18 protein-coding genes are annotated in these 20899 nt (G+C 61.2%); 12 read left to right on the forward strand and 6 right to left on the reverse strand.

Going from position 1 to position 20899, the window contains the following annotated elements; genetic code table 11:
- Positions 1-155 precede the first annotated feature (155 nt).
- Entirely contained in the window at positions 156-1817 is a 1662-nt protein-coding gene (locus AEQ67_RS27870; RefSeq protein WP_059406974.1) for a choline dehydrogenase, read from the forward strand.
- 9 nt (positions 1818-1826) lie between these two features.
- The gene (locus tag AEQ67_RS27875; RefSeq protein ID WP_059406975.1) at positions 1827-2891 is read left to right on the forward strand and encodes a GlxA family transcriptional regulator; all 1065 of its coding nucleotides are present in this window, start codon (positions 1827-1829) and stop codon (positions 2889-2891) included.
- Positions 2892-2893: 2 nt separating this feature from the next.
- Here the strand turns inward: AEQ67_RS27875 and AEQ67_RS27880 are convergent, their stop codons facing one another.
- Entirely contained in the window at positions 2894-3622 is a 729-nt protein-coding gene (locus AEQ67_RS27880; RefSeq protein WP_059406976.1) for a class II aldolase and adducin N-terminal domain-containing protein, read from the reverse strand.
- Positions 3623-3825: 203 nt separating this feature from the next.
- Between AEQ67_RS27880 and AEQ67_RS27885 the strand changes: the two genes are divergently transcribed.
- From AEQ67_RS27885 to AEQ67_RS27900, 4 genes are all read left to right on the forward strand, one after another.
- Complete coding sequence (locus AEQ67_RS27885) at positions 3826-5301, forward strand: aldehyde dehydrogenase family protein (protein WP_059406977.1); 1476 nt, start codon at positions 3826-3828, stop codon at positions 5299-5301.
- Between the two features lie 104 nt (positions 5302-5405).
- Positions 5406-6341, forward strand: a complete 936-nt coding sequence (locus AEQ67_RS27890; protein WP_059406978.1) for a choline ABC transporter substrate-binding protein — start codon at positions 5406-5408, stop codon at positions 6339-6341.
- A 276-nt stretch (positions 6342-6617) separates the two neighbouring features.
- The gene (locus tag AEQ67_RS27895) at positions 6618-7739 is read left to right on the forward strand and encodes an HlyD family secretion protein (protein WP_059406979.1); all 1122 of its coding nucleotides are present in this window, start codon (positions 6618-6620) and stop codon (positions 7737-7739) included.
- The gene (locus tag AEQ67_RS27900; RefSeq protein WP_059406980.1) at positions 7736-9328 is read left to right on the forward strand and encodes a DHA2 family efflux MFS transporter permease subunit; all 1593 of its coding nucleotides are present in this window, start codon (positions 7736-7738) and stop codon (positions 9326-9328) included. The genes AEQ67_RS27895 and AEQ67_RS27900 overlap by 4 nt, the downstream gene beginning before the upstream one ends.
- Here the strand turns inward: AEQ67_RS27900 and AEQ67_RS27905 are convergent, their stop codons facing one another.
- Positions 9329-9769 carry a carboxymuconolactone decarboxylase family protein gene (locus tag AEQ67_RS27905; protein WP_059406981.1) on the reverse strand — a complete coding sequence of 147 codons (441 nt, stop codon included), beginning with the start codon at positions 9767-9769 and terminating at the stop codon, positions 9329-9331.
- A 213-nt stretch (positions 9770-9982) separates the two neighbouring features.
- Here AEQ67_RS27905 and AEQ67_RS27910 point away from each other — a divergent pair, with 213 nt between their 5' ends.
- The 3 genes from AEQ67_RS27910 (at position 9983) to AEQ67_RS27920 (ending at position 13976) form a co-directional block, all read left to right on the forward strand.
- Positions 9983-10489, forward strand: coding sequence for a sigma-70 family RNA polymerase sigma factor (locus AEQ67_RS27910; RefSeq protein ID WP_059406982.1), 507 nt, complete (start codon positions 9983-9985; stop codon positions 10487-10489).
- Complete coding sequence (locus AEQ67_RS27915) at positions 10489-11448, forward strand: FecR domain-containing protein (protein WP_059406983.1); 960 nt, start codon at positions 10489-10491, stop codon at positions 11446-11448. The genes AEQ67_RS27910 and AEQ67_RS27915 overlap by 1 nt, the downstream gene beginning before the upstream one ends.
- A gap of 101 nt (positions 11449-11549) precedes the next feature.
- Positions 11550-13976: a TonB-dependent receptor gene (locus AEQ67_RS27920; RefSeq protein WP_059406984.1), complete on the forward strand. Its 2427-nt coding sequence runs from the start codon at positions 11550-11552 to the stop codon at positions 13974-13976.
- Positions 13977-14093: 117 nt separating this feature from the next.
- Here AEQ67_RS27920 and AEQ67_RS27925 read toward each other — a convergent pair whose 3' ends face one another.
- The 4 genes from AEQ67_RS27925 to AEQ67_RS27940 form a co-directional block, all read right to left on the reverse strand.
- Positions 14094-15536: a mechanosensitive ion channel family protein gene (locus AEQ67_RS27925; RefSeq protein ID WP_059406985.1), complete on the reverse strand. Its 1443-nt coding sequence runs from the start codon at positions 15534-15536 to the stop codon at positions 14094-14096.
- Between the two features lie 201 nt (positions 15537-15737).
- Entirely contained in the window at positions 15738-16364 is a 627-nt protein-coding gene (gene ycaC, locus AEQ67_RS27930) for an isochorismate family cysteine hydrolase YcaC (protein WP_059406986.1), read from the reverse strand.
- 57 nt (positions 16365-16421) lie between these two features.
- On the reverse strand, positions 16422-17105 hold the full coding sequence (locus tag AEQ67_RS27935) for an isochorismatase family protein (RefSeq protein WP_059406987.1): 684 nt from the start codon (positions 17103-17105) through the stop codon (positions 16422-16424).
- Between the two features lie 93 nt (positions 17106-17198).
- Complete coding sequence (locus AEQ67_RS27940) at positions 17199-18065, reverse strand: pirin family protein (protein ID WP_059406988.1); 867 nt, start codon at positions 18063-18065, stop codon at positions 17199-17201.
- A 104-nt stretch (positions 18066-18169) separates the two neighbouring features.
- On the opposite strand from AEQ67_RS27940, the gene AEQ67_RS27945 reads away from it, so the two are divergent.
- From AEQ67_RS27945 to dkgB, 3 genes are all read left to right on the forward strand, one after another.
- A complete protein-coding gene (locus AEQ67_RS27945) occupies positions 18170-19078 on the forward strand; it encodes a LysR substrate-binding domain-containing protein (RefSeq protein WP_059406989.1) in 909 nt (302 codons plus the stop codon).
- Positions 19079-19364: 286 nt separating this feature from the next.
- Positions 19365-19892 carry a PaaI family thioesterase gene (locus AEQ67_RS27950; protein WP_059407045.1) on the forward strand — a complete coding sequence of 176 codons (528 nt, stop codon included), beginning with the start codon at positions 19365-19367 and terminating at the stop codon, positions 19890-19892.
- A 200-nt stretch (positions 19893-20092) separates the two neighbouring features.
- Positions 20093-20896: a 2,5-didehydrogluconate reductase DkgB gene (dkgB, locus tag AEQ67_RS27955; RefSeq protein WP_059406990.1), complete on the forward strand. Its 804-nt coding sequence runs from the start codon at positions 20093-20095 to the stop codon at positions 20894-20896.
- The last annotated feature ends 3 nt before the right edge of the window (positions 20897-20899 follow it).

Genomic DNA, 20899 nt, shown 5'->3' on the forward strand with positions numbered 1-20899 from the left:
TACACAGAACCTGTGGGAGCGGGCTTGCCCGCGATGAGGGAGTACCAGTCGACATTTGTGCTGCCTGATACACCGCTATCGCAGGCAAGCCAGCTCCCACAGGTTGCGTGCCGTAACCGACTGATCCGTTTTTCATTGATGGAGCACAGCGAACCATGACCGACCATGAGTTTGATTACCTGATTGTGGGCGCAGGGTCAGCAGGCTGCGTGCTGGCCAACCGTTTGGGCGAAGACCCGGCGGTGCGGATTCTGCTGCTGGAAGCCGGCCCGGCAGACAAGAGCTGGACCATCGACATGCCGTCCGCGGTGGGCATCGTGGTGGGCGGGACGCGCTACAACTGGAGCTACAACTCCGAGCCGGAACCGTATCTGGAGGGCCGCCGGATCGGCACGCCGCGAGGCCGGACGCTGGGCGGTTCATCGTCGATCAATGGCATGGTTTACATCCGTGGCCATGCCCGGGATTACGACGGCTGGGCCGCGCAAGGCTGTGACGGCTGGAGCTATCAGGAGGTGCTGCCGTACTTCAAACGAGCACAAACCCATGCCGATGGCGCCGACGATTACCGAGGCGCGACCGGGCACCTGCACGTCACGCCCGGCGATACGCAAACGCCGTTGTGTGCGGCATTCCTGGCGGCGGGCGCCGAGGCCGGATATGGCTTGAGCGATGACTTGAATGGCTATCGTCAGGAGGCATTCGGGCCGGTGGACCGCACCACCCGCAATGGCCGTCGCTGGAGTACCTCGCGCGGATATCTGAGCGAAGCACTGGCTCGCGGCAATGTGCGGGTGGCCACTGATGCGCTGGCGTTGCGCATCCTGTTTGATGGGAATCGCGCCATCGGGATCGAGTACGAACAGAGCGGTGAAATCCATCAAGTGCATGTCCGGCGCGAAGTGTTGCTGACCGCCGGGGCGATCAATTCGCCGCAGCTGTTATTGCTCTCGGGCATCGGTCCGGCGGCTGAACTGCGCGACTTGGGGATCAACGTGAAACTTGACCTGCCCGGCGTCGGCCGGCGGCTCAACGATCACCCGGACACCGTCGTGCAGTACCTGTGCAAGCAACCGGTGTCGCTGTATCCCTGGACCACCGCTCCGGGTAAATGGTGGATCGGTGCGCGGTGGTTCGCCACCCATGATGGCTTGGCGGCGAGCAATCATTTCGAAGCCGGGGCGTTTATCCGTTCCCGAGCGGGCGTAGAACACCCTGACCTACAGCTGACCTTCATGCCACTGGCCGTGCAACCCGGCAGTGTCGACCTGGTCCCGGGCCATGCGTTCCAGATCCACATCGACCTGATGCGCCCCACCAGCCTGGGCAGCGTCACCCTGAACAGCGCCGACCCTCGACAGCCGCCGCGCATCCTGTTCAATTACCTGGAAACCGAGCAGGATCGAGCTGACATGCGCGCGGGTGCGCGGCTGGTGCGCGAGATCATCGATCAACCGGCCATGGCCGCGTTCAAAGGTGAAGAGTTGGTCCCCGGCCCCGCCGCACAGAGCGACGAAGCGCTGGATGCCTGGGCCAGGCAGGTCACGGAAACCGGCTACCATGCCAGCGGCACCTGCAAGATGGGGCCGGTGGGCGACGCGGAAGCGGTGGTCGATCCGCAGCTGCGGGTGCATGGCATCGACGGCTTGCGGGTGGTGGACGCCTCGATCATGCCGGTGATCGTCAGCGGCAACACCAACGCGCCGACGGTGATGATCGCGGAAAAGGCCAGTGACATGATTCGCGGATTGACGCCTATAACGGCTACCAAGGCGCCGGTATGGATTCATCCGCAGTGGCAGACACGGCAACGGTAGAGATCACTGATGAGTCATCAATCGTCCAATAATGCAGAAACCCGCTTCACCTGGCAGCGTGGCGATGTTGCGCCGCTGCGGGTGGCGGTGCTGCTGTTGCCGTCGTTTTCCAATTTCGGTCTGGCCGCCGTGCTGGAACCGTTGGCCATCGCCAATTGGCTGACCCAACGCCAATTGTTCGAGTGGTCGCTGTTGTCGCTGGACGGCGAACCGGTGCAGGCCAGCAATGGCCTGAGCACCGTGGCCAACGACGGGCTGCGCGCCGACCAGGGTTTCGATGTGTGCCTGGTGATCGCCAGTTTCGATGTGCATAAACACAGCCGCAACCTGGCGCTCAAGAGCTGGTTGCGCAAACAGGCGTTGTTCGGCGCGGTGCTGATGGGCGTGGAAACCGGCACTGAATTGTTGGCTGCGGCCGGTGTGCTCGACGGCTATGAAGCGGCCGTGCATTGGGACAACCTGCAAGGCTTTCAGGAAAGCTATCCCCGCGTTCACGCCAAGCCGCAGCTTTATACGCTTGAGCGTCAGCGCATGACCTGCGCCGGTGCAACCACCACGCTGGACATGTTGCTCGGCTGGATCGGCCAAAGCATCGACAGCGATCTGGCACGGGAAATTGGCATGCACCTGTTGATGGGCCACGTGCGCGCGCCGGCGGACAATCAACTCGATAACGGCTTGACCCATAACGGCCTGTACGGCAGCAAGATTCGCCGCGCGGTGCAGTTGATGGAAAAGGCCCTGGAGGAGCCACTCGATTGCGAAGCGATTGCCAGCCAGGTCGGCCTCTCGCGCCGGCAACTGGAGCGGCAATTCAAACATCAAACCGGCCTGTCACCGCTCAAGTACTACATCACGTTGCGGTTGGCTAAAGCCCACAGCCTGTTGCAACAAACTCGCCTGAGCGTCGCGCAAGTGGCGGCCTGTTCGGGGTTTGGTTCGCTGGAGCATTTCTCCCGGACCTATCGCGCGCGTTTTGGTTGCCCGCCCAGCGAGGACCGCAGCCAGGTCTGGACCGCCCCGGTGATGCGCCAGCCGTTGCGCAAGGAGCACCGGCCGACCGAGGCCGATTGATCTCACAGCCGATAGCCCGGCTCTTCTTCGTCGAGAATGCCCATCAGTGCGTTGAAATGCTTGTCGGCAAAACCCGGATAATCGAGCCACTGCCGGCAGGTCTTGCGCGCGATCTCATCGCTGGCGATGCGCAACTCGCGACCGGTTGAAAGCGCGGTGATGTAGGTCTCGCAAGCCCGCTCGAAGTAGTACAGGTCATCAAATGCCTGGGCGATGGTTGGCGCCGCGACCAACAGGCCGTGGTTGCCCATCAGTAGAATCGGTTTGTCGCCCAACAGGTGGCTGACCCGCTCGGCCTCCTCCCCCAATCCCATCCCGTCGAACCCGTCGTCAATGGCCACACGTTCGAAAAAGCGCATGCCATTCTGCTCGATCGGCGGCAGCCGCGAATCCGCCAGGCAGGCCAGCGCCGTCGCGTATTTGGAGTGGGTATGCAGGATGCAACGGGCGTGGGGCTGGTTGCGGTGCAAGGCGCTGTGCAAGGCCCATGCGGTGATGTCCGGCGCGTCCGGCCGGTCGAGACTGGCCGGGTCATCAGCGTTCACCAACAGCAAGTCACTGGCCATGATCCGCGAGAAATGCTTGCCGTAGGGGTTGATCAAAAACTCCCGACCGTCCCCCGAAACCGCGACGCTGAAGTGATTGGCAATCGACTCGTGCAGGTTCAGCCGCGCGGCCCAGCGAAAGGCGCAGGCCAGGCGGATTCTCAGTTGCTCGACAGGTTGATTCATCGCGTCCCCCACAGATCGCTTATCGGATGGTTGGCAGTGTAGAGAGACGCCGTGCGCGCACTTGACGGGAAACGACATTGGCTGCCGTTATCCCGCGGCGTTGCAGCCGTGGGAAAACGGCGTGGTTATGCCGCGTTTGATCAAGAGCAGCGCTGCCAACGCCGCCATAGTGACCGCCACGACCCACTTGGCTGGAGACGCAAATGCTGCAGATTCCATTGTTCATCGCAGGTGTTTGGCAGGCGCCACAGGCGGCGCGTTACCGCGACGTTATCAACCCCGCGACCGAAGAAGTGTTGGCGCACGTCGCCGTGGCCGCGGCTGTCGACGCGCAACGGGCAGTCAGTGCCGCGCGCGAAGCATTTGATGCCGGGCCGTGGCCGACGATGGCGGTGACCGAGCGCGCCCAACTCATGCAACGGATTGCCGAACTGATCGAACGGGACAGCTCGAATCTCGCGCGCCTGGAAACGCTCAACGCCGGCAAGACCCTGGGCGAAAGCCTGGGCGATGTCGGCAATGTGGTGGCGACGTTCCGTTATTACGCCGCATTGCTGGAAGCCGACAGCGCCAGCGTCAACAGTCATGCACCAGCCCATGTGATCAGCTTCAACCAACGCGAACCAGTGGGCGTGTGTGCCTTGATCGCACCGTGGAATTACCCGTTGCTGCAAGCGGTATGGAAGATCGCCCCGGCCCTGGCCGCTGGCAACACCGTGGTATTCAAACCCAGCAGCCTGACGCCGATGACGGCCCATCGTTTGACCGAGTTGTTGGACGAAGCAGGCCTGCCCGACGGCGTGTTCAACCTGCTCTGCGGACCGGGTGACGTCGGTGAGTTGCTTGCCGCCAGCCATGAGGTGGATTTGGTGTCGCTGACCGGTGGCGCCGGTGCCGGCGGCAAGGTGATGCGCGCGGCCACCGGCAACTTCAAGCGGGTGGCGCTGGAACTCGGAGGCAAGAATCCGAACATCGTGTTCGCCGATGCCGACTTTGAGGTGGCACTGGATCAGGCACTGAACGCGGTGTTTTTCAATGCCGGGCAAATCTGTTCCGCCGGTTCCCGGTTGTTGGTGGAGGACGACATTCACGATCGATTCATCGCGGCGTTACAGCAACGCATCCTGAAGATTCGCTTGGGTGACGGCCTCGATCCGTTGACACAAATGGGCCCGCTGATTTCCGCCAGCCAGCGCGACCAGATTCTAACGATGATTGCCGGCGCCCTCGAACAAGGCGCGACCTTGCTGGCCGGCGGGACGATTCCCGAGCAGTTCGAACGCGGCTTCTGGTTGCGACCAACCTTGCTCGGCAACGTCACCGCCAACATGCGCATCGCCCATGAAGAAGTGTTCGGGCCGGTGATCACCGTCGAGCGTTTCAGCGGCGAAGCCCACGCGCTGCAACTGGCCAACGACACGCCTTACGGTCTGGCGGCGGGCGTCTGGACCCGCAACATTGGCAAGGCGTATCGCATGGCCAAGCGGCTGCGGGTCGGCACCTTGTGGATCAACGACTACAACGCCGCGTTTCCGCAGGCGCCGTGGGGCGGCTACAAATCCAGCGGCATCGGTCGTGAACTGTCACGGGCCGGGCTGGATGAGTTCACCGAACTCAAGCACATCTATCTCAATACCGATCCGGCGGCGCTGAACTGGTTCGGGGTCGATCAGCCCTGACCCGGCCTGGGTCAACGCGTTAAAGCAGGTTTTGCTGCACCTCTAACAACAAGAAAACCGAACACCCAAACCGCTGCCGACGTTTACCTTTGAGGAGTTGATCCATGAAAGCCTTGCTCTTGCTTGCAACACTCAGCCTGCCGTTGCTGGCCCAGGCCGTCGAACCGGAATCCTGCGCCACGGTGCGTTTTTCTGATGTCGGCTGGACCGACATCACCGTCACCACGGCCATCGCCAGCGAGGTGCTGGAATCCCTCGGCTACACAACCAAAACCACGCTGCTGTCGATCCCCGTGACCTACCGCGCCCTCGCTTCGGGCAAAGACCTGGACGTGTTCCTCGGCAACTGGATGCCCACCACCGAAAACGACATCAAACCCTTCCGCGACGCCGGCACCGTGGAAACCGTGCGCGCCAACCTGCACGGCGCCAAATACACCCTGGCGGTGCCCGACTACGTCTACGACGCCGGACTGCACGACTTCGCCGACATTGCCAAATTCAAGGACAAACTCAATGGTCAACTCTACGGCATCGAACCGGGCAATGACGGCAATCGCCTGATCCAGAGCATGATCGACAAGGACGCCTTCGGCTTGAAGGACTTCAAAGTGGTGGAATCCAGCGAAGCCGCCATGCTCTCGCAACTCAAGCGCGCCACGCGCAAGCACGAATGGATGGTGTTCCTCGGCTGGGAACCGCACCCGATGAACACCCGCAACAAGATGAAGTACCTCAGTGGCGGTGATGACTACTTCGGCCCGAATTTCGGCCAGGCCACGGTCTACACCAACGTGCGCAAGGACTACCTGAAGGAGTGCAGCAACGTCGGCAAATTGCTGCAAAACATGGAGTTCAGCCTGGCGATGGAGAACCAGTTGATGGACGCGGTGTTGAACCAGAATCAGAAACCAAGAGCGGCGGCCAAGGCGTGGTTGAAGGCTAATCCGGCGGTGTTGGAGGCTTGGCTTGCCGGCGTCAGTAGCCGGGATGGGCAAGATGGAGTGAAAGTCGCCAGCGCCAGGTTGGCCATTCAATAACCGACACTCTGAGTGAAAACACAAAATCCGTATCCAACAACAATTAAATGTGGGAGCGAGCCTGCTCGCGATTACGGTGGAACAGGCGACATATTTATCGACTGAACGACCGCTTTCGCGAGCAGGCTAGCTCCCACAGTAGTTTTTCAACTACCACAAAATCTGATCCACCCTCAGCCAGCACCTGACGACCGGCAGAAAAAATCAATTGCTACTAAATATGACATGCGTCATATTACGTGCGTAATTAAACGCCGTTCCTACAGGTATTTCTCAATGACCAGCATGCCCAGCCTCGAATCCGACCTTGCTGTCCCGGTGAGCACACCCAAGCCTCCCCTGCTCAAACGGTTGATTTTGCTGACTGCAGTCATCGCTGGCCTGGTGTTCGCCGGGCTGTATGCGACCCACTGGTGGACCGCCGGCCGTTTCATTGAAGAAACCGACGATGCCTACATCGGTGGCGACGTGACAGTGATCGGGCCGAAGGTGGCGGGTTACATCGAGGAAGTGCTGGTCACCGACAACCAGAAGGTCAAGGCCGGGGATGTGCTGATTCGCCTCGATTCGCGCGACTACCGCGCCAACCTGGCCAAGGCCGAAGGCGCGGTGGCCGCTGAAGAAGCGTTGCTCGCCAACCTTGACGCCACAGAACAGCTGCAACAAGCCGTTATCGGCCAGGCCCGCGCCGGCATCGATGCCACCAATGCCGAAACTACTCGTTCACGGGACGACAATGCTCGCTACAAACGCCTGGTCAGCACCAACGCTGTCTCGGTGGAAAGCGCCCAACGCGTCGACGCCACGTTCAAGACGGCCCAAGCCCAAGGCGCCCGCGCCCAGGCTGAATTGCTGGCGGCGCAACGGCAATTGAACGTCATCGCCACCCAGAAACAGCAAGCCCGCGCCGCGCTGGTCCAGGCCAAGGCCGAGCGCGATCTGGCGCAATTGAACGTGGCTTACACCGAATTGAAAGCGCCGGTGGACGGCGTGATCGGCAATCGCCGGGCACGGGTCGGCGCTTATGCCCAGGCCGGTTCGCAACTGCTGTCGGTGGTGCCGTCCAGCGGTTTGTGGGTTGATGCCAACTTCAAGGAAGATCAACTGTCGCGCATGACACCCGGCCAACGGGTGATCATTCATGCCGACGTGCTTTCTGGACAGGAATTCCACGGCCACCTGGACAGCCTCGCCCCGGCCAGTGGCGCGCAGTTCAGCGTGCTGCCACCGGAAAACGCCACCGGCAACTTCACCAAAATCGTCCAGCGCGTGCCGGTGCGGATCCTGCTCGACCCGGCCGATGGCGTGCTCGGTCACCTGCGTCCAGGCCTGTCGGTCACAGCACAAGTGGACACGCGCAAGGAGCCTGAAACCCCAGCCGTGGCCAGCACGCCATGAGCCGCGCCCTCGCCGTCCCCGCGCAATCGTTCAATGCCGCCAACCTGGCGACGGCGACCAAGGTGTTCGCCTTCGCCAGCATGTGCATCGGCATGTTCATTGCGCTGCTGGATATCCAGATCGTTTCGGCGTCGTTGCGTGACATCGGCGGCGGGCTCTCGGCCGGTACTGACGAAACTGCGTGGGTGCAAACCAGTTACCTGATCGCCGAAATCATCGTGATTCCGCTGTCCGGTTGGCTCTCACGAGTCTTCTCGACCCGCTGGCTGTTCTGCGCTTCAGCGGTGGGTTTCACCCTGGCCAGCCTGCTGTGCGGCGCGGCCTGGAACATCCAGAGCATGATCGCCTTCCGCGCCCTGCAAGGGTTTCTTGGCGGTTCGATGATTCCGCTGGTGTTCACCACGGCGTTCGTTTTCTTCACCGGTAAACAACGGGTGATTGCAGCCTCGACCATTGGCGCAGTGGCTTCATTGGCGCCAACCCTGGGGCCGGTGATTGGCGGCTGGATCACCGACGTGTCGTCCTGGCACTGGTTGTTCTACATCAACCTGGTGCCGGGAATTTTCGTCGCCGTGGCGGTGCCGATGCTGGTGAAGATCGACCACCCTGAATTGTCCCTGCTCAAGGGCGCTGACTACATCAGCATGGTGTTCATGGCACTGTTTCTCGGCTGCCTGGAATACACCCTCGAAGAAGGCCCGCGCTGGAACTGGTTCAGCGACAGCACGATCCTGACCACCGCGTGGATCAGCGGCCTGGCCGGCCTGGCCTTCATCGGCCGGACTTTGCACGTGGCCAACCCGATCGTCGATTTGCGCGCCTTGAAAGACCGCAACTTCGCCCTTGGCTGTTTCTTTTCGTTCGTCACCGGGATCGGCCTGTTCGCCACGATTTACCTGACGCCACTGTTCCTCGGCCGGGTGCGAGGCTACGGTGCGCTGGACATTGGTCTGGCGGTTTTCTCCACCGGCGTGTTCCAGGTCATGACGATTCCGCTGTACGCCTTTCTGGCCAACCGCATCGATCTGCGCTGGATCATGATGACCGGCCTTGGGCTGTTCGCCTTGTCGATGTGGGATTTCAGCCCGATCACCCATGTCTGGGGAGCTAAAGAGTTGATGTTGCCGCAAGCCTTGCGCGGGATGGCCCAGCAATTGGCCGTGCCGCCAGCGGTGACCCTGACCCTCGGCGGGCTGGCGCCAGCGCGGCTCAAACATGCGTCAGGGTTGTTCAACTTGATGCGAAACCTGGGAGGAGCCATCGGCATCGCCGCGTGCGCGACCATCCTCAACGACCGCACCAACCTGCACTTCACACGATTGGCAGAGAACCTCAACAGCACCAACGAAGCACTCAATCAGTGGCTGTCCCAGGTCGGCAACAACTTCGCCGCCCTTGGCCAGAGCGGCGATGCCGGTGTCACCGCGAGCCTGCATCAGCTCTGGCTGCTGACCTATCGCGAAGCCCAGACGCAAACCTATGGCGACGCGTTCCTGATGATCGGCGTGTGCTTCGTCATCGCCACGGCGATGGTGCCCTTGATGCGCAAGGTAAAACCACCGGCCGCGCCGTCAGCAGACGCCCATTGATCAGGCTTGAGGCATTTTACGGAAGCCGACGGCCAGGCGGTTCCAGGCGTTGATGGTGGTAATGGCCACGGTCAGGTCGACCATTTCCTTGGGGCTGAACTCGGACGCTGCCAGTTCGTAGTCCTCATCCGGCGCATGCGTCTGGCTTAGCAGCGTCAAGGATTCAGTCCAGGCCAGCGCCGCACGTTCACGCGGGGTGAAGAACGGTGTTTCACGCCAGGCCGACAGCGTATACAGACGGCGCTCGTCTTCACCGCCCTTGCGGGCATCGGCGCTGTGCATGTCGAGGCAGAACGCGCAGCCGTTGATTTGCGATGTGCGCAGTTTGACCAGTTCGATCAGGGTCTTTTCCAGCGGCAGCTTCGACACAGCGCTTTCCAGCGCGATCATCGCTTTGAGCGCGTCCGGGGAAGCGGTGTAGAAATCGATACGAGGTTTCATGGTGGGTTCCAGGGCAAGTGGGTGTGGGGGATACGTTAGTCCCGCCTGCCCTTCTGACAAATAGCCAATATTTCAGAAGTCGAGGAGGCCATTGGCGGATGCCCTGAAAGAAAGTGTGATTTGAGAATTGCCAGCGCTCGGTCTGCGCCACTAGAATGCGATCAATTCTTAATTGCACTCACGCCAGGATGGCGCACCGAGTATCTGTCTCTCATGTCGTCCGCCAACCAGCCTTTAAACCAACAGATCCATACCCTTTACAGCGAACACCACGGGTGGCTGCAGGGTTGGCTGCACCGCAAACTCGGCAACCGCTGCGATGCGGCTGACCTGGCGCACGATACATTCCTGCGCCTGTTGACCCGACAAGTCGTCAAACCCTGGGGCAGCGAACCCCGAGCCCTGCTGACGCACATTGCCAAAGGCCTGGTGATCGACCGCTGGCGCCGCCAGGACATTGAACGCGCCTACCTGGAAACCATCGCTCATCTGCCGGTCGCCGAAGTGCCTTCGCCGGAAACCCGCTTGCTGATTCTCGAAACCCTGTGGCGCATCGAAGCGTTGCTGCGGGAGTTACCGGCGCAAACCCGTGACACGTTTTTACTGTCGCAGATCGAAGGCCTGACCTACGGCCAGATCGCCACACGCCTGAGCGTGTCGCTGATCACCGTCAAACGGCACATGCGCGCCGCGTTCATTGCCTGCTTGAGTGTCGCCTGATGAACGCGTCGATGATCAATCCGCAAATATTGGGCGAAGCCGCCGACTGGCTGGTGCAGCTGCATTCAGGTACGGCGACCCCATCGGACCACCAGGCGATTGCCCTGTGGCGCAATCGCAGTGCCGAGCATGCCCAGGCCTGGCAACGGGCCGAGGCGCTGCTCGGCGAATTTCGCAGCGTACCGGCCCATCTGGCGATCCAGACCCTGCAACGGGCCGCGCGCAAGGAAGGTCTCAGTCGCCGCCAGACCCTCACCCGTTTGGGCTTGCTGCTGATGGCCGGACCGCTGGGCATCGCGTCGCAACATGTGCCGTGGCAGCAATGGACCGCCGACCAACGCACAGCGGTAGGCGAACAGAAAAACCTGCAACTGCCCGACGGCAGTCAGGTGCTGCTCAATACGGAAAGCGCGGTGGACATCGCCTTCAACCTGCATGAGCGCAGACTGGTGTTGCTGAATGGCGAAGTCATGATCAACACCGCCAAGGACCCCGGCGCCCGGCCCTTTATTGTCGAAACGCCCCAAGGCATCGCGCGTGCGCTGGGCACGCGTTTTTGTGTTCGCATCAACGGCTCCAGAAGCCTGGTCTCCGTTCTCGAAGGACGGGTGGAAATCACGCCAGAACTGCTGCAACAGGGCACGACCCTCAATGCCGGCGAGCGCCAGAGCTTCAAACTGAACCGCTTCGACGCCCCGGAAAGCTTCGACAGCAGCGCGCTGGCCTGGGACAAGGGCATGCTGCTGGCGAACAACATGCGCCTGGATGAATTGCTCGGTGAATTGAGCCGATACCGGCCTGGCGTATTGCGTTGCCATGCCGAAGTCGCGGGGTTGCGGGTGTCGGGGGCGTTTTCCCTGCGCGACACCGACGCCAGCCTGCGCCTGCTCAGCGACACGCTGCCACTGAAAATCAGCAGCCTGACCCGTTATTGGTTGTCGGTCGAACCGCGGGTTTGACTGCGCTGCGAATTATTTTCAATGTCCCCTGATACCTTTGCGCGTTTCGTTCGGTGTGTGGATAGACCTCTTCAATTCCACGCGCTCGACAGGAACGCCGAATGACTTCAACGCCGCTGCACCGCCCCGCCGATTTCCCGCTCAAGGCCTTGAGCCTGAGTGTTGCCCTGGCTTTCACCGCTTGGCTGCCGCTGAACGGCCAGGCCGCCGACGCCGTTAACGAAAGTGCCAGCCGCACCGTCAACATCGGCCCGGGTTTGCTCAGTCACACACTGGCGCAATTCGCCGTGAGTGCCGGGGTGCCGTTGTCGTTCGATCCGGCACAGCTGGGCGATCGCCAGAGTCCGGGATTGCACGGCAACTACAGCGTGCAATCGGGTTTCGCGCAGCTGCTGGAAGGCAGCGGTTTCGAACTGATGAGCACGGGCGGCGGCTACACATTGGCGCCGAAAGTCGCGGCCAACGGTGCGCTGGAACTCGGCGCCACCAGCGTCAGCGCCCTGCGCGACGACAACGCCGAGACCTACGGCGGCGGCCAGGTCGCCAAGGTTGCGCAGGTCGGCATGCTCGGCAATCAGCTGTTGAAAGACCTGCCCTTCAGTGTCACCAGTTACACCGCCAAGACCATCGCCGACCAGCAGGCTCAGACCGTGGGCGATGTGTTGCTCAACGATGCTTCGGTGCGCCAGTCCGCCGGTTTCGGCAACTTCTCCCAGGTGTTCATGATTCGCGGCTTGCCACTGGCCTCCGATGACATTTCCTATAACGGCCTGTACGGCGTCTTGCCCCGGCAGATCATTGCCACCGAAGCACTGGAACGGGTCGAGTTGTTCAAGGGGCCCAACGCGTTCATCAACGGCGTGACGCCCAGCGGCAGCGGCATCGGTGGCGGCGTCAATCTGCAACCGAAGCGGGCCGGCGATGTGCCGACCCGCAGCGTCACCCTGGATTACAGCGCCGACAGCCGCGTAGGTGGGCACCTCGATCTGGGCCAGCGTTTCGGTGAAGACAACCGCTTCGGTGCCCGCATCAACCTGCTGCAACGTGAAGGCGATACCGCCGTCGATGACGAAGACCAACGCTCGTCGCTGATCAGCCTGGGCCTGGACTATCGCGGCGATCGTCTGCGGCTGTCGGCCGACCTTGGCTACCAGAAACAGGTGATCAACCAGGGTCGGTCGGTGGTTTACGTCGACTCCGCCCTGCAGAAAGTGCCCAAGGTGCCGGACGCCAACGCCGGTTATGCGCAGAGCTGGAGTTACTCGCAGCTGGAAGACACTTTCGGCATGGCTCGCGCCGAGTATGACCTCAGCGACAACTGGACCGCGTACGTCGCCGGCGGCGCCAAGCACACCCGGGAAAACGGCGTGTATTCGTCATTGACCCTCACCGATCTCAATGGCAACGCCCGTGGCGGCATGCTTTACCCGCCTCACGATGAGGACAATAAAAGCCTGATGGCCGGCCTCAATGGTCACCTTGACACCGGCCCGGTCAGCCATCAACTGAACCTCGGACTGGCCGGCATCTGGGGCCAGCAGCGCTCGGCCTTCGAAACCATCGGCACGGCCGGGCGCTACAGCACCAACATTTACGACGTCACCGACAAACCGCGACCACCGGCTACTTCATTCGGCAGCGACATTCATGATCCACGGATTGTCGGCAAAAACACTCTGCGCAGCGCTGCAGTGTCCGACACGTTGGGCTTTATCGATGATCGCGTGCTGCTGACCCTCGGCGTACGGCGCCAGACGCTGAACGTCGATGGCTGGAACACCACCACCGGCGCGCGCACCTCCAGTTATGAAGAGTCGATTACCACGCCGGTCTACGGGCTGGTGATCAAGCCTTGGGAGCACGTTTCGTTCTACGCCAACCGCATCGAAGGCCTGGCCAAAGGCCCGACACCGCCGACCAGTGCAATCAACCGTGACGAAACCTTCGCCCCGGTGCGCAGCAAGCAGATCGAGGCAGGCGTGCGTCTGGACATGGACAGCTACGGCGCTAGCCTGGGCGTGTATCGCATCGAACAGCCGTCGAGCTACACCCAGGACGGCGTCTTTCGGGTCGACGGCCAGCAGCAAAACAAAGGCGTGGAGCTGAACCTCTACGGCGAACCGCTCGATGGCTTGCGCCTGCTCAGCGGCGCGACGCTGATGAAGACCGAAATCGAAGGCAGCACCAACGGCGTCAACGACGGCAACCGCGCCGTCGGCGTGCCGCGCTTTCAGCTCAACGTGGGGGCCGACTGGGACGTGCCAGGGATTGAAGGCGCGGCACTCAGTGCGCGGATGTTGCGCACTGGCGGGCAGTACCTGAATGCCGCCAACACCCAAAGCATTCCGGCGTGGAACCGGTTTGATGTGGGTTCGCGGTATGCCTTCAAGCTGGATGAGAAGGAAATCACCTTGCGCGCCAATCTGGAGAACGTGGCGAACAAGGCTTACTGGGCGTCGGCGAATGGGGGGTATCTGACGCAGGGGACGCCGCGGACGTTGAAGGTTTCGGCGACGGTGGATTTCTGATTGTGTGGCATGGCCGCTGCGCGGTTCGCGGGCAAGCCTCGCTCCTACAAGGTTTGCGCCCCCCTGTAGGAGCGAGGCTTGCCCGCGAACCGCGCAGCGGCCATCCACCAAAAACCGTTAAGCCCGATTACGCAACCACTGCAAAAACCCCTTCTTCTCCACCACCTTCGGCACTTCCTGAGTCAACGACTGAGCCTTGTTCAAGCGGAAATCCAGCAGCGCCTTCATCGCTTCGCTGATGTCATGCCGCGCATCCAGGCACGGTTTGAGGTATTCCTTCTCGATCCGGTACAAGCTGCAGAACGTCTTGGCGCTGAAGTCCGCCGGCAGCGCTGTATCGGACAATATCCCGCCCTCGCCGATCACCTCGCCCGGCCCCATGCGCCCGGATTCGAACTTGACCCCGCCACGGCTCAGCTCCACCGACACCACGCCTGATTCGATGATGAACAAGTGATCGCTGATCTCCCCCGCCGGCAAGATCATTTCGCCCGCGCGGAAGGTTTGCAGGGTCATGTTCTGGCTGAAGGTTTCTTTCTCTTCCTGACGCAGGGTCGAGAAAATGTTCGAGGCGTCCAGCAATGCCCGTGGCCGTGACAGGCCGGCCGGTGTGTTGGGTTCGACGCTCGACAACTGGGTCACGCCGGAGGCCTGCAAGTGCCGGAACGCTAGGTCGAACAACAGATTGCGCACCATGCGTTTCTGATCCATCGAGACCACGAAGCCGCTGATTTCATATTCCACGCCGGCAGCACTGGAGCCTTTGAGCGCGACGCACGGTGCCGGCTTATTCAACAGATAGCGGCAGCCTTGCATCGCCCGTTCCAACGCGTCGATTACCGTTTGCGGGCGCGCGTGCGGGCTCACTTGCAGGCTGATCGAGACACCGAAGATATCGCTGGGCCGACTGAAGTTGATGATTTTGGCCTTGGCCGCCAGCGAGTTGGGAATCACCGCCATGCTGCCCTGGGAGGTTTGCAGGCGCGTGGCGCGCCAGTCGATGTCGATCACCCGGCCTTCGGTGCCGTCGATGGAGATCCAGTCATCGAGTTGATAGGGTTTGGTGGTGTTGAGGACGATCCCGGAGAACACGTCGCTGAGGGTGCTTTGCAAGGCCAGGCCGACGATGATCGCCAGTGCGCCGGACGTCGCCAGCACACCTTTGACCGGCAGATCGAGCACGTACGCCAGCGCGGCAATGACCGCGATCAGGAAGATCACCGCGCCGAGCAAATCCTGCAGCAGGCGCCCGGTGTGCCCGACCCGTTGCATCATCACCGCGCCAATCAATACCGTCAGCGTCCGTGCGCCGAACAGCCACCAGCCAATCTGCAATCCGGTGGCAGCGAGGTGCAGCGGGACGTTGTCAGGCCAGGGCGCGGTTTCCAGGGGGTTCAAGCCTTCGTTGAACAGCAGGACGCTGAACAACGAGAAAATCACCAGCCGCACTAATAGCTTCCAGTTGCTGCCACTGGCTGTGATCAAGCGCCACAACACCAGATCGATCAGGATCAGGACCAGCGCGCAAACCAGTGGGTGATCGGTGAGCAATGACAGCATCAAGCAACTCCAGCAGGGGCCATTGGCGCGAAGATCGCACAGATTGGGCACAGTGTAGGAGCAATTGATGACTTCAGAACAACACAAAACACTGTGGGAGCGGGCTTGCCCGCGATGGCGGCCTGACAGTCAACATTGCAGTGACTGGTCGATCGCTATCGCGGGCAAGCCCGCTCCCACAGGTTCAGTGTGTTGCCGAAGTTACTTTGTGTTGGTCAGGGCGTTGTAGCTGGTAAACAGGTTGCGATAATCCGGGATGTGGTTGGAGAACAACGTGCCGAGGCCTTCCACGTCATTGCGCCAGTCGCGGTGCAGCTCACACGCCAGGCCGAACCAGGTCATCAGTTGCGCGCCGGAGGCCGACATGCGGTCCCAGGCCGATTGGCGGGTCAGTTCGTTGAACGTGCCGGAAGCGTCGGTCACCACGAACACCTCAAAGCCTTCGGCCAGGGCCGACAGCGCCGGAAACGCCACGCACACCTCAGTCACCACGCCCGCGATGATCAGTTGTTTCTTGCCGGTGGCCTTGATCGCCTTGACGAAGTCTTCGTTGTCCCACGCGTTGATCTGCCCAGGGCGGGCGATGTACGGCGCATCCGGGAACAGCGCCTTGAGTTCGGGCACCAGCGGGCCGTTGGGGCCGGTTTCGAAACTGGTGGTGAGGATGGTCGGCAGCTTGAAATATTTGGCCAGGTCGGCCAGCGCCAGCACGTTGTTCTTGAAACGGTCCGGTTCGATGTCGCGCACCAGAGACAGCAGGCCCGCCTGATGATCAACCAACAGAACGGCGGCGTTATCCTTGTCGAGACGTTTGTAAGAAGTAGTCATTGCAGTAGTCCTCGCGTGTTATCGATGCCGAAGGGAAATCGGCGTGGGGGTAACCGGTTAGCGCTGGGAATCCAGTACTTCGTGTTCGTTCGCCACTTGTTGAGCCTTGATGTAGCTTTCGATCAACAATTGATAATGCGGCATTGCCTGGGCATAGACGGCTGCCCACTGCTCGGCGTCCGGGCGGTTCCACGAGCCTTGCAGCTCAGAGAGCGTAGCCATGATGTCGATCGGCACCACCCCGGCTTGTGCCAAACGGGCGATGGTCAGATCAGTGGCAAGCTTGGAGTGGTTACCGGAAGCATCGACCACCGCAAACACTTTGTAGCCTTCATGCACGGCCGCAATGGATGGGAATGCCAGACAAACACTGGTCAGGGTGCCGGCAATGACCAGGGTTTTCTTGCCGGTGGCTTTGACCGCTGCGTGAAACTCAGGATTGTCCCAGGCATTTATTTCACCTTTGCGCGCCACGTATCGGGCGTGCGGTGCGGCCTCGTGTATCTCCGGGATCAGTGGCCCATTCGGCCCTTGCGGAACAGACGCGGTGGTGATCACCGGCATCTTCAACAGCGTCGCGGCTTTGGCCAGGGCAATGGCGTTGGCGCGCAGTTGTGGTACGTCCATGTCCTTGACGATCTGGAACAATCCGCTCTGGTGATCGATCAACAGCATCGCGGTATCGTTGGGGTCGATGGTGGGTTTCAAGCCGTTGAAATTGGCCGCGTGGGTAGTAGTCATGTGCGTTTCCTCTGGTTTTCAGGCAAAAGCCATCCCTGGCCTGGTCACCGGCCTACGCATCCTGTGTAGAGCGGGTTGCTGAACCGTTACGAATTAACCGTGCATCCGGCCGAACCGGCCCGACTGGAAATCGGCGAACGCCTGGTGAATCTCTTGCTCGCTGTTCATCACGAACGGGCCATGGCCGACGATCGGTTCGTCGATCGGCTCGCCGCTGAGCAACAACACGACGGCGTCGTTGTTGGCTTCCAGGCTGATTTGTTGGCCGTTGCGTTCGAGCAATACCAACTGCCCTTCGCGCACGAGTTCCAGGCCGTTGACCTGAACCGTGCCGCGCAGCACCACCAGGGCGGTGTTGCGGCCTTCATGCAGATCCAGGGTCAACAACTGGCCGCCATTGAGGCGCAGATCCCACACGTCAATCGGGGTAAACGTGTGCGCCGGGCCGGTCTGGCCGTCGAACTCGCCGGCGATCAAGCGCAGGCTGCCGGCCTCGTCCTTGAGCGGGATGCTCGGGATGTCAGCGTCGAGAATCGTCTGGTAGCCGGCGTCGGCCATTTTGTCCTTGGCCGGCAGGTTGACCCACAGCTGCACCATTTCCAGGGTGCCGCCGGTTTTGGCGAAGCCTTCGGAGTGGAACTCCTCATGGAGAATCCCCGAGGCGGCGGTCATCCATTGCACATCGCCGGGGCCGATCTTGCCGCCGCTGCCGGTGGAATCGCGGTGCTCCAGTTCGCCCTTATAAACGATAGTCACGGTTTCGAACCCGCGGTGTGGATGCTGACCAACGCCACGACGCTCGGTGGTTGGGGTGAATTCAGCGGGACCGGCGTGATCCAGGAGCAAAAACGGGCTGATGTGTTTGCCCAGGTTGTCGTAGGAAAACAGCGTGCGAACCGGAAAACCGTCGCCGACCCAATGGGTCCGTGGGCTGGTGTAGATACCGATGATTTTTTTCATGCTGCCTCCGAATCAGGTGTTTGACGCGATGGACAAAGCTTAAAACTGAACCCTTTGATGCACTAGACTGCAAAAATCAGCCTTAGCGTTCTATTTGGAGAACGATGGTGGAAGACCTCAACACCCTTTACTACTTCACCCAAGTGGTGGAACACCACGGTTTCGCCGCCGCCGGGCGAGCACTGGACATGCCCAAATCAAAGCTGAGCCGGCGCATCGCCGAACTCGAAGAACGCCTCGGCGTGCGCCTGCTGCACCGCACCAGCCGGCATTGTTCATTGACGGAAATCGGCCAGGCCTACTACCAGCGTTGCCTGGCCATGCGCGTCGAAGCGGAAAGCGCCGCCGAACTGATCGAACGCAACCGCTCCGAGCCCCAGGGCCTGGTGCGTATCAGTTGCCCGACCGCGCTGCTGAACTCCTGGGTCGGGCCGATGCTGACCCGCTACATGCTCAAATACCCGTTGGTGGAGCTGTTCATCGAGAGCACCAACCGCCGCGTCGATTTGATCCACGAAGGTTTCGACATCGCCTTGCGGGTGCGCTTTCCGCCACTGGAGAACACCGACATGGTGATGAAGGTGCTGTGCAACAGCACCCAGAGCCTGGTGGGCAGTCCGGCGTTTGTGCCGCGCCTGTCGTCCCCGGCCACCCCGGCCGACCTCAGCGGTTTGCCGAGCCTGCACTGGGGTGCGGCGCAGCGAGAATATCAATGGGAACTGTTCGGCGCGGACGGCGCCAGCGCGGTAATTCGCCACGCACCGCGCATGGTTACCGATGACTTGCTGGCATTGCGTCACGCGGTCGTTGCCGGGATCGGCATCGCCCATTTACCTAAAGTGGTGGTGCGCGATGACATCACCGCCGGACGTCTGGTTGAACTGATGCCGGGCTGGGCGCCCAAGTGCGGGATCGTCCATGCGATCTTCCCCTCGCGGCGTGGGCTGCTGCCGTCGGTGCGAGCGTTGATCGACTTCCTGGGCGAAGAATTCAGCCAAAGCGACATCGCCTAGCCGCTGCTTCTGTAGCAGCTGTCGAGCCTGCGAGGCTGCGTTCGGCCCTGTAGCAGCTGTCGAGCTTGCGAGGCTGCGTTCGGCTGCGCAGCAGTCGTAAACCCTGAGCGCACGGTTTTCCTGATACACCGCGTTGCCTGATTTTACGACTGCTGCGCAGCCGAACGCAGCCTCGCAAGCTCGACAGCTGCTACAGGTCGCGTTAAGGGTGGCGAAGTTTTTATTTCGGACATAATATCGGCAGGGATTACAACCATAATATCCGCTCCCGTCCGAGGACATGATCATGCAAAGCCCACCCCGCGACGCCCCGCCCGCCCAATGGGTCGCTCAGGAACACGCCATGCGCCCCCGCCTCGCCGGGCCTGGCAGTTTGTCCATGGCCGAGGTCAGCGCCCTGTCCCCCGCCGAGTTTTTCGAAGGCATCGGCAACGGCGAACTGCCCTCGCCGCCCATTGGCTCGCTGATGGATTTCATCCCTATCGAATGGTCGGCCGGGCTGTTCATCTTCCAGGGCACGCCAGATTCGCGGCACTACAACCCGCTGGGCAGCGTGCATGGTGGCTATGCCGCGACGTTGCTGGATTCGTGCATGGGGTGTGCGATCCATACGCAGCTGAAAAAGGGTCAGGGCTATACGACGCTGGATTTGCGCATCAGCTACGTTCGCGCATTGACCGGCGCCAGCGGACCGGTGCGGGCCGAGGGCAAAATTGTGCATCTGGGGCGCTCGACGGCGTTAGCCGAGGGGCGGATTTATGACGTGGATGGGCGGTTGTATGCGACCGGCTCGACGACTTGCATGATTCTTTAAGAGCAAAAGATCGCAGCCTCGTTGTACTCGACAGCTCCTACAGGGCAATGCGTCCTCTGTAGGAGCTGTCGAGTGCAACGAGGCTGCGATCTTTTGATTCATGACTTTCGGTAAACATTGCTTTGACCATTACACTGTTTTTCTCAAGGGTACAGCCGGGGATACTCCTGCCCATTCCCACTGCAACCCTGGAGTCATTGATGTCTATTCCCGCATTCGGTCTTGGTACGTTTCGCTTGCAAGGCCAGGTGGTCATCGATTCGGTGAGCACTGGCCTTGAGCTCGGCTACCGCGCCATCGACACCGCGCAAATCTACGAAAACGAAGCCGAAGTCGGCGAAGCCATCGCCGCCAGTGGCATTGCCCGTGAAGACCTGTTCATCACCAGCAAGATCTGGGTCGCCAACTTCGCCAGGGACCGCCTGATCGACAGCCTCAAGGAGAGCCTGCAAAAACTGCAAACCGACTACCTGGACCTGACCCTGATCCACTGGCCGTCCCCGGAAGACCAGGTGCCGGTCGAAGAATTCATGGGCGCCCTGCTCGAAGCCAAACGACTGGGTCTGACCCGGCAGATCGGTGTGTCCAACTTCACCATCGACCTGATGAAACAGGCGATCGCCGCCGTCGGTGCCGAGAACATCGCCACCAACCAGATCGAACTGCACCCGTACCTGCAAAACCGCAAAGTCGTCGAGTTCGCGCAGAGCCAGGGCATGCAGATCACTTCGTACATGACCCTGGCCTACGGCGAAGTGCTGAAAGACCCGGTCATCCAGAAAATCGCCGATCGCCTTCAAGCGACACCGGCACACGTCACCCTGGCCTGGGCCATGCAACTGGGTTATGCGGTGATCCCTTCGTCCACCAAACGCGCCAATCTCGCCAGCAACCTCAAAGCCTGCGCAATGAAGTTGAGCGAGGCCGACATGGCGTTGATCGCCGGTCTTGATCGCGGCCAACGGTTGACCAGTCCCAAAGGCATCGCCCCACACTGGGATTAAGCG

The organism is Pseudomonas sp. RIT-PI-q (assembly GCF_001297125.1).
GTDB lineage: Bacteria > Pseudomonadota > Gammaproteobacteria > Pseudomonadales > Pseudomonadaceae > Aquipseudomonas.

Excerpts from the sequence above, each read along its gene's own strand:
- AEQ67_RS27905 (WP_059406981.1), bottom strand. The coding sequence starts at position 9,769 with ATGAAACCTCGTATCGATTTCTACACCGCTTCCCCGGACGCGCTCAAA.
- AEQ67_RS27900 (WP_059406980.1), top strand. The coding sequence starts at position 7,736 with ATGAGCCGCGCCCTCGCCGTCCCCGCGCAATCGTTCAATGCCGCCAAC.
- AEQ67_RS27885 (WP_059406977.1), top strand. The coding sequence starts at position 3,826 with ATGCTGCAGATTCCATTGTTCATCGCAGGTGTTTGGCAGGCGCCACAG.
- ycaC (WP_059406986.1), bottom strand. The coding sequence starts at position 16,364 with ATGACTACTTCTTACAAACGTCTCGACAAGGATAACGCCGCCGTTCTG.
- AEQ67_RS27875 (WP_059406975.1), top strand. The coding sequence starts at position 1,827 with ATGAGTCATCAATCGTCCAATAATGCAGAAACCCGCTTCACCTGGCAG.
- AEQ67_RS27940 (WP_059406988.1), bottom strand. The coding sequence starts at position 18,065 with ATGAAAAAAATCATCGGTATCTACACCAGCCCACGGACCCATTGGGTC.
- dkgB (WP_059406990.1), top strand. The coding sequence starts at position 20,093 with ATGTCTATTCCCGCATTCGGTCTTGGTACGTTTCGCTTGCAAGGCCAG.
- AEQ67_RS27935 (WP_059406987.1), bottom strand. The coding sequence starts at position 17,105 with ATGACTACTACCCACGCGGCCAATTTCAACGGCTTGAAACCCACCATC.
- AEQ67_RS27895 (WP_059406979.1), top strand. The coding sequence starts at position 6,618 with ATGACCAGCATGCCCAGCCTCGAATCCGACCTTGCTGTCCCGGTGAGC.
- AEQ67_RS27915 (WP_059406983.1), top strand. The coding sequence starts at position 10,489 with ATGAACGCGTCGATGATCAATCCGCAAATATTGGGCGAAGCCGCCGAC.
- AEQ67_RS27925 (WP_059406985.1), bottom strand. The coding sequence starts at position 15,536 with ATGCTGTCATTGCTCACCGATCACCCACTGGTTTGCGCGCTGGTCCTG.
- AEQ67_RS27880 (WP_059406976.1), bottom strand. The coding sequence starts at position 3,622 with ATGAATCAACCTGTCGAGCAACTGAGAATCCGCCTGGCCTGCGCCTTT.
- AEQ67_RS27910 (WP_059406982.1), top strand. The coding sequence starts at position 9,983 with ATGTCGTCCGCCAACCAGCCTTTAAACCAACAGATCCATACCCTTTAC.
- AEQ67_RS27950 (WP_059407045.1), top strand. The coding sequence starts at position 19,365 with ATGCAAAGCCCACCCCGCGACGCCCCGCCCGCCCAATGGGTCGCTCAG.
- AEQ67_RS27890 (WP_059406978.1), top strand. The coding sequence starts at position 5,406 with ATGAAAGCCTTGCTCTTGCTTGCAACACTCAGCCTGCCGTTGCTGGCC.
- AEQ67_RS27920 (WP_059406984.1), top strand. The coding sequence starts at position 11,550 with ATGACTTCAACGCCGCTGCACCGCCCCGCCGATTTCCCGCTCAAGGCC.
- AEQ67_RS27945 (WP_059406989.1), top strand. The coding sequence starts at position 18,170 with ATGGTGGAAGACCTCAACACCCTTTACTACTTCACCCAAGTGGTGGAA.
- AEQ67_RS27870 (WP_059406974.1), top strand. The coding sequence starts at position 156 with ATGACCGACCATGAGTTTGATTACCTGATTGTGGGCGCAGGGTCAGCA.